This is a genomic window from Planktosalinus sp. (genome assembly GCF_059864935.1).
The window spans coordinates 1-7,682 of the sequence record NZ_JCBCCK010000043.1 but is presented as its reverse complement, the minus strand read 5'-3'; the positions used below and the strand labels follow the sequence as shown (position 1 = coordinate 7,682).

At 37.7% G+C, this 7,682-nt stretch carries 7 protein-coding genes and 3 tRNA genes; 5 read left to right on the top strand and 5 right to left on the bottom strand.

The genetic code is table 11. From position 1 onward, the window contains the following. Together AC6F75_RS01840 and AC6F75_RS01835 are read left to right on the top strand one after the other, a co-directional pair. Nucleotides 1–1,345 (top strand): DNA gyrase C-terminal beta-propeller domain-containing protein (locus AC6F75_RS01840; RefSeq protein ID WP_500713216.1); only part of this gene is annotated, 1,345 nt, incomplete at its 5' end. A 17-nt stretch (nucleotides 1,346–1,362) separates the two neighbouring features. Beyond that, the gene (locus AC6F75_RS01835; RefSeq protein WP_500713215.1) at nucleotides 1,363–2,631 is read left to right on the top strand and encodes a tetratricopeptide repeat protein; all 1,269 of its coding nucleotides are present in this window, start codon (nucleotides 1,363–1,365) and stop codon (nucleotides 2,629–2,631) included. A 33-nt stretch (nucleotides 2,632–2,664) separates the two neighbouring features. Here AC6F75_RS01835 and AC6F75_RS01830 read toward each other — a convergent pair whose 3' ends face one another. After that, nucleotides 2,665–3,417: an NlpC/P60 family protein gene (locus tag AC6F75_RS01830; RefSeq protein WP_500713214.1), complete on the bottom strand. Its 753-nt coding sequence runs from the start codon at nucleotides 3,415–3,417 to the stop codon at nucleotides 2,665–2,667. Beyond that, the gene (locus AC6F75_RS01825; protein WP_500713212.1) at nucleotides 3,418–4,596 is read right to left on the bottom strand and encodes an acetyl-CoA C-acyltransferase; all 1,179 of its coding nucleotides are present in this window, start codon (nucleotides 4,594–4,596) and stop codon (nucleotides 3,418–3,420) included. It lies immediately after the preceding gene. A gap of 332 nt (nucleotides 4,597–4,928) precedes the next feature. On the opposite strand from AC6F75_RS01825, the gene AC6F75_RS01820 reads away from it, so the two are divergent. From AC6F75_RS01820 to AC6F75_RS01810, 3 genes are all read left to right on the top strand, one after another. Further along, a tRNA-Ser gene (locus tag AC6F75_RS01820) sits at nucleotides 4,929–5,013 on the top strand. Between the two features lie 55 nt (nucleotides 5,014–5,068). Continuing rightward, nucleotides 5,069–5,143, top strand: a tRNA-Pro gene (locus tag AC6F75_RS01815). Between the two features lie 18 nt (nucleotides 5,144–5,161). Then, nucleotides 5,162–5,235, top strand: a tRNA-Arg gene (locus tag AC6F75_RS01810). Nucleotides 5,236–5,279: 44 nt separating this feature from the next. Here the strand turns inward: AC6F75_RS01810 and AC6F75_RS01805 are convergent. From AC6F75_RS01805 to AC6F75_RS01795, 3 genes are all read right to left on the bottom strand, one after another. Next, a complete protein-coding gene (locus AC6F75_RS01805; RefSeq protein WP_500713211.1) occupies nucleotides 5,280–6,446 on the bottom strand; it encodes a THUMP-like domain-containing protein in 1,167 nt (388 codons plus the stop codon). A gap of 7 nt (nucleotides 6,447–6,453) precedes the next feature. Further along, nucleotides 6,454–7,545, bottom strand: coding sequence for an AI-2E family transporter (locus AC6F75_RS01800; RefSeq protein ID WP_500713210.1), 1,092 nt, complete (start codon nucleotides 7,543–7,545; stop codon nucleotides 6,454–6,456). Nucleotides 7,546–7,560: 15 nt separating this feature from the next. Next, a partial coding sequence (locus tag AC6F75_RS01795) for a DUF4159 domain-containing protein (RefSeq protein WP_500713217.1) occupies nucleotides 7,561–7,682 on the bottom strand: 122 nt, incomplete at its 5' end.

Here is a 7,682-nt window from a genome sequence, read left to right as displayed (position 1 = left end):
AAAAATCATCAGGGCATCATCAAATGCCGATGAAGCACGTCAAAAATTGATTGAACGTTTTGAGCTTTCAGAGATTCAGGCAAAAGCAATTGTTGAAATGCGCTTACGTCAATTGACGGGGCTGGAGCAGGATAAATTGCGCAGTGAGTATGAGGAGTTGATGAAAACCATTCAAGATTATAAGGACATTCTTGCCAGCGTTGAAAGAAGAATGCAAATCATAAAAGATGAGCTTCTTGAAATTAAGGAGAAATATGGTGACGAGAGAAGATCAACCATTGAATATGCAGGAGGCGATGTTTCCATCACAGACTTGATTGCCGATGAACAAGTAGTCATTACAATTTCCCATGCCGGTTATATCAAGCGCACACCGCTAAACGAGTACAAAACCCAAAATAGGGGAGGTGTAGGCCAGAAAGCAAGTGCTACAAGAAATGAAGATTTCCTTGAGCATCTTTTTGTGGGAACAAACCATCAATATATGTTGTTCTTTACTCAAAAAGGAAAATGTTTCTGGATGCGTGTTTTTGAAATTCCCGAAGGCACAAAGACTTCAAAAGGAAGAGCCATTCAAAACCTGATTAACATTGAACAAGATGACAAAGTGAAAGCCTTTATCTGTGTTCAGGACTTAAAAGATGAGGAATACACCAATAAACATTTTGTAATTATGGCAACCAAGAAAGGGGTAGTTAAAAAAACCTCACTGGAGCAATATACAAGACCAAGAGCAAATGGAATCAACGCTATCACCATTCGTGAAGACGATGAACTTCTTGAAGCAAAACTCACCACAGGCGACAGTCAGGTAATGCTTGCTGTAAAATCCGGTAAAGCTGTGCGTTTTGAAGAAAAGAAAACCAGGCCAATGGGTAGAAATGCTTCAGGAGTTAGAGGTATTACCCTTGCTGATGCAAATGATGAAGTTATCGGTATGATTACCATCGATAACCCCAAGGAAGAAACTATACTTGTTGTTTCAGAAAACGGGTATGGAAAACGCACATTTATAGACGATCCTGAAGACGGTGAAGCCATTTACCGAATAACAAACAGGGGAGGAAAAGGCGTAAAAACCATTTCAATTACAGAAAAAACCGGTAAATTAGTAGCCATTAAAAACGTTAAGGACAATGATGATTTGATGATCATCAATAAATCAGGAATTGCCATAAGAATGTCAGTTGACAATTTACGTGTTATGGGAAGGGCTACACAAGGGGTAAGACTCATCAAGGTAAGAGAAGATGATGCCATTGCCGCTGTTGCTAAAACCATGAAGGATGATGCCGAGGTTGAAAACGGAACGGATGTTGATATAGACACTAACAATCAAGAATAATAAAAACAACAATTAAAATGAAAAAAACATTTTTAATCGTCATGGCATTGTTAATGACTGTGATGGTATATTCACAACGACAAGAATTGAGAGAAGCTTCGCGAAGTATTAACAAAGAAGACTTCGACTCAGCTAAACAAGCCCTTTCAAAAATTGAAGGGCAAATTGCATCACAGGACGCAAGTACACAGGCAGAATATTATTTATACAAAGGCCAGGCTTATCTTGGTGCAGCTGGAAATAAAGAACAGGACTTGTTGACTGCTGCTAAGGCATTCAAAAAAGTTATTGAACTTGAGGAGTCAGGAAGACAAAAACACACCAAACAAGCCACTGAGGAAATTCAGGCACTGCTTGTAAGGCTTGTAAATACTGCAATTCAAGATCAAAATGCACAACGGTTTAGTGCCGCTTCAAAAAAACTCTATGCAGGGTACACCATTAGCAAGACAGATACTGTTTATCTCTATTTTGCAGCAACAAATGCAATGAGCGCCCAGGAATATGACAATGCAATGAAATATTATGAGGAATTGATAAACTTAGGTTACTCCGGAATTGAAAAAGAGTATGTCGCAACTGACAGGGAAACAGGTGAAGTTGTTGTTTTTGGAAACAAAGAAGAACAAAACCTGATGATGATGTCCGGTGAGTATGTAAGGCCTCAGGAGAGAATGTCTGAGTCCAGAAGACCAATTATTTTGAGAGATCTTGGATTGATTTACATCGAAAAAGGGAAAGTCGATCAAGCAAAACAACTCATTGCTGATGCCAGAAAAGCCAACCCTAATGATGTAGGTTTAATCAGGGCCGAAGCAAATATTGCATTGCAAATGGACGATATGAAAACCTATAATGCCCTAATGCAAAAAATCATAGCTACAGATCCTGACAACCCTGAAATTTACTACAATCTTGGTGTAAGTAGTGCCAGTATAGGTGACAAAGAAAATGCAAAAAAATATTATAACCAGGCACTTAAACTTGACCCAGATTTTCACAATGCTCAGGTTAACCTTGCCGTTTTGATATTGGAACAGGAAGAAGTACTTATTGAAGAAATGAACTCGCTGGGAACATCTGCCGCAGATAACAGAAAATATGATGAGTTGCGTAATCAAAGAGATAAAATGTACCGCGAAGCAATACCTTATCTGGAAAGTGCTCTAAAAGGAAGGCCAAATGATATTGATATTATGCGCACGCTGATGAATATTTATTCCATCATTGCTGAAGATGCCAAGTTTAAAAACATGAGAGAACGAATAGAAGCCATTGAAAATTAACAATAAAATCCCGGTAAAAATTATCGGGATTTTTTAGTTGATTATTCTTTTGATCACCCTCAACTTGTGGCTGTGACGCTTGAGTTCCACATTAAAAATACCACTGTGGTCCAGCCTGTCAATCCTCACTTTGCCATGAGCGTGAATGATGTAATTGTCTGACATAATGATACCCACGTGAGTAATTATTCCTTCACTATTATCAAAAAAAGCCAAATCACCGGGTTCACTTTCTTCAATAAAGCTCAGTGTTTCTCCTTGACTGGCCTGTTCTTTGGCATCCCTTAATATAGGATAACCGTTGAGTTTGTATACCAGTTGTGTCAATCCGCTGCAGTCAATTCCAAAAGGACTTCGGCCACCCCACAAATAGGGTGTATTGGTGAATAACAAAGCCGTCTCAATTATTTTTTCCTTCGGAAGTTTGCCTTGAGTGGAATTTCCGTCGTGTTTGTGGTTTAAAAAGTTTAACGCATTTAAATTGGAGCCGATGGGAATTGGAACTAGAGTTCCGGATTCATCTGAGACAAATTCCATAATATCTGAAGTCATCTTTAATTCTTCCGTGTTAAACCCGTGGTAGATTTCAGAAGAAATTTCAAGATATTGCTTGTTGTCAATCCAGCCTTCATAGTCGTCAAAAGCAATTCTGATTTTACTCCAGTTTTTTCTTGATTCAATGATTTTGAAAAATTCGCCATAAAGCAATTGTGTTACCATTTCGCTGGCATCACTTGCCTCACGTCTCACCGGAATCAGACTTAAATTGCAGAGGCCGTACTTCATCTATTTTCTTTCGATAACAATTGCCGACGCACCACCGCCACCATTACAGATGGCAGCTGCTCCCAATTTTGCATTGTTTTGTTCCAACACGTTTATCAAAGTAATGATAATTCTCACACCACTGCATCCCAGGGGGTGACCCAATGAAACAGCACCGCCGTTAACATTAACTTTGGAATCGTGAAGACCAAGTATTTTCATATTTGCCAGTCCCACCACGGAAAAAGCTTCATTAAACTCAAAATAATCTACATCATCCATTTTGATTCCAGCTTTATCAATGGCAAGGGGAAGTGCTTTGGCGGGTGCAGTGGTAAACCACTTGGGTTCTTGTGCTGCATCTGCATAACTTTTAATGTATGCTAGTGGTTTTAAACCAAGTTCGTTGGCTTTTTCTTCACTCATCAAAACTACGGCGCCAGCACCGTCGTTTATTGTAGAAGCATTAGCGGCGGTTACAGTACCTTCTTTTGTAAATGCGGGTCTCAATGAAGGTATTTTTTCAAGAAAAACATTTTTAAACTCTTCATCTTCAGAAATTAGTATAGGATCACCTTTTCGTTGAGGCACTTCAACAGGAACAACTTCATTTTTGAATTTTCCTTCGGCCCATGCCTTTGCACTTCTTTCATAAGATTGAATGGCAAATTTATCTTGCTCTTCTCTGCTGAATTTATACTCTGCTGCGCAAAGATCGGCTGAAACGCCCATAGCATTTTTATCATAAGCATCTACAAGCCCGTCTTTTTGCATACCGTCTTCCATAGTGTGCGGGCCAAATTTTGTTCCTCTTCTCAAATGTGCATAGTGTGGAATATTGCTCATACTCTCCATTCCACCGGCAACGACTATATCTACATCTCCGGATTTTATGGCTTGCGCCCCTTGCATCACAGCTTTCATACCTGATGCACATACTTTGTTGACAGTTGTACAACCCACAGTATTTGGAATTCCTGCGCCAAGTGCAGCCTGACGAGCAGGCGCCTGTCCAACACCGGCCTGAACCACATTGCCCATTAAAACCTCCTGAACAAGTTCGGGTTTTAAATTGATTTTATCTAAAGCGCCTTTTATGGCGATGCTTCCCAGTTGGGCGGCAGTAAATGATGATAAACCTCCCATAAAACTCCCAATAGGTGTTCTGGCAGCAGAAACGATGACTACATTTTTACTCATTATGTATGTTTTTGATTGCTAAAATTAAGAGTCCAAATTTAAACAAAATATGTGCATTTATCAATGAAAAGGGGAAAGAATAAACCGAAGGGAAATTTAAAATAAAGGTTTTGGAAATAATAAATCACTTAAAATTCGTCCCAAAAATGTTGAATTATAAATCTAATATTCAAGATTTGAATACTATACAGGATAACTGGATTTTAAGAATTAAATGGTAAAAAAATTTCTGTCGAAACGTTAAAATATTTTTCACATTTTTTGTTGCTACATTAATTTTGATAGCTTACATTTGCAACCGCCTTTTAAGGGCATAAAAGTTCTAAATTAAAGGAGAGTTGCCGGAGTGGTTAACGGAGCAGTTTGCTAAACTGTCGGCGGGTAACTGCCGCGTGGGTTCGAATCCCACACTCTCCGCAAAAATTACTTTCAAGTTCTTTATTTAATTTATAATTTTAAACCGAATTTTTTTCGGGGTGTAGCGTAGCCCGGTTATCGCGCCTGCTTTGGGAGCAGGAGGTCGCAGGTTCGAATCCTGCCACCCCGACATTTTTATTCTATCTTTGGTCGCGTAGCTCAGCTGGATAGAGCATCTGCCTTCTAAGCAGACGGTCAGAGGTTCGAATCCTCTCGCGATCACAAGTAAGCCTCAGTTTTGAGGCTTTTTTGTTTTCTTAAAAAAATTATATTTTTCTACAAAACAAAACCAACTTGTTTTTATCTTTATCTGTAGTGAAAAACAGATAGTTGTCTCCACCATCAGTTATTTTCCACTTTGATTTTAATGTATCAACACTTTCAGGAAAGTTCCTTGTTGTGATGTTTGCTTTGATTCCTGATAGGCTCTTTTTTAATTGGCCTTTTTTGTAAGGCAGTATTTTTTGAATTTCAAATCCCCTTCCGGGAAAGTCAATTGAATGGTCTGAAGTAAAAAGATGGGTGCTTATAGCCAGTTTTTGAACTTGATAACTCTCGGCTAAAGCTTGAAACATCCCACTTTTCATAATTGCGGCATTGGGTTCATAAAGGTATTGTTTCGGTATCGAATATTCTAAAACTCCTTCATTTTGGTAAATTACTTCAAATTCTTCATTTTTGTTTTTTGTAATATTTATGGTTTTGACTGAATGTGGCTTAGTGTTGCTTTTTTTTAATAACCATAAGAGTTCTTTAACTTCATTTTCAACCGCAACGATATGAATTTCAGAAACAAAATTTAATTCATTTAATCCGGCACTAATGTCCAGCATTGGCGACGTTTTTATTAGCAGTGACTTACAACGATCTAGTAAATATTCCAAATGTTTAATAACATCAGGTTCACAATCTGACAGCCGGAAAACTTTGCCTTTGTTATCGTGACGTCTTGAAGGGTCAATATAAATACAATCAAAAGATTTGTGCCTAATAGCCTCAATTCCATCTTCGTTAATACACCTGATATTTGCATTTAATTGCGAAAAATTGTGTGCAGCAATTTTAGAAAGTGTTTTATTGGTTTCAAAATGGAAAACTTCCTTAAATTTTTCGGAAAAGTAATAAGAGTCAACACCAAAACCGCCGGTTAAATCGGCTAAGGTTTTTCCTGAAACGAGTTGAGACTTGTGTTTTGCCGTTATTTCGGAAGAGGTTTGCTCAATATTGATTTTGGGCGGGTAGTAAATATTTTCTGCAATAAACCAAGAGGGAAGTTTGTCTTTGGCTTTTAATTTTCCTTCAATTTGTTGAACAATTTCGCGCATCGAAACTTCTGGATAAGGACTTTTTTTAAACACCAGTTTGCTGAGATTGCTGTCCAGGTTGTTTGCGATGAAATTTTGAACTTCAGTATTTAAAACAGCCTTGTTCAAATTGTATTTAAAAATTTTGGGTTAAGCGCTGTACAATTTTATTTTCCGAAAGGAATTCTTTGGAAATTACTTTAATCACAGTATATGAGGGAACTGCGGCTATCATTCCCATGATACCGAACAGTAAACCCCCAATAACAATGACCAGGAAAATTTCCAGTGGGTGTGAGCGGACACTATTTGAAAAAATAAGAGGTTGACTCAGGAAGTTATCAATGATCTGCCCGATAATAAAACCTATCATTACATATAAGGTAGTGGGGAGAACAACCGTGTTGAAATCTTGACCCAAATTGCTTGACATTGTTAAAAAAAACATGACAAAGGCACCTATAATCGGTCCTAGATAAGGGATGATGTTAAGCAAAGCACAAAGAAAGGCAATGACTATCGCATTGTCAATACCGAAAAATAAAAGAACAAACGAGTAAATAATAAACAACACCAATATTTGGAATACCAGACCAATAAAATATCTGGAGAGCAGGTTTTTGATTTTTTCAAGTGATTTTTCAAACCGACTTTCTTTATCACTGGGAATAAAAGTGAGAATCCCGTTTTCAAGGAGTTTGCTGTCTTTCAAAAGGAAAAATGAAATAAACACAACCGAAAACAAACCGATACTAAATGTGCCAAGTGCACTTAAAAAACTGTTTATAAAATCAGGAATAAAACCAAAATCAATTGAACCAAAAAAATCGGTATCTCCAAATCTTGCTTCTACATCAAACCTTGGTCCGGAGAAATAAGACAAAGTTTCAAGGTATAAATTTTCAATTGTGTCTGAAAGTGACTCTATATTTAAGAGGGATAAATTATGGCTTTGTTGTTTAATGAGCGGAATAAAAAGAAATAACAATCCAATAAAAACCCCGAACATTAAAAGCATAGTAACAATTACAGACATTAAATTACCGAATTTAAGCCTCTCCTTCATAAACTTGATAATGGGCCTGCCTATCAAGGTTACAACTCCTGAAAGGGCTAAATAAACCAAAACACTTTGTGTTTTGTAAAGAAACCAGGCTAAAACAATAAAGCCAAAAATAACGGCCACAGCCTTTAGGATGCCCTTAGTGATTTCACTTGATTGAATCATAGCAATGTAAATTGGTTAGTTTTCAAAAGCATACTTGATAATATTGGCCCCCATTTGTAGGGCTTTTAACCTGACTGCTTCGGGATTGTTGTGCACTTCAGGGCTTTCCCATCCATTTCCCAAATCGGTTTCATAAG

What these genes read in the sequence shown, in the direction of transcription:
- AC6F75_RS01835 (WP_500713215.1), top strand. Translation starts at nt 1,363, where the DNA reads ATGAAAAAAACATTTTTAATCGTCATGGCATTGTTAATGACTGTGATG.
- AC6F75_RS01800 (WP_500713210.1), bottom strand. Translation starts at nt 7,545, where the DNA reads ATGATTCAATCAAGTGAAATCACTAAGGGCATCCTAAAGGCTGTGGCC.
- AC6F75_RS01830 (WP_500713214.1), bottom strand. Translation starts at nt 3,417, where the DNA reads ATGAAGTACGGCCTCTGCAATTTAAGTCTGATTCCGGTGAGACGTGAG.
- AC6F75_RS01825 (WP_500713212.1), bottom strand. Translation starts at nt 4,596, where the DNA reads ATGAGTAAAAATGTAGTCATCGTTTCTGCTGCCAGAACACCTATTGGG.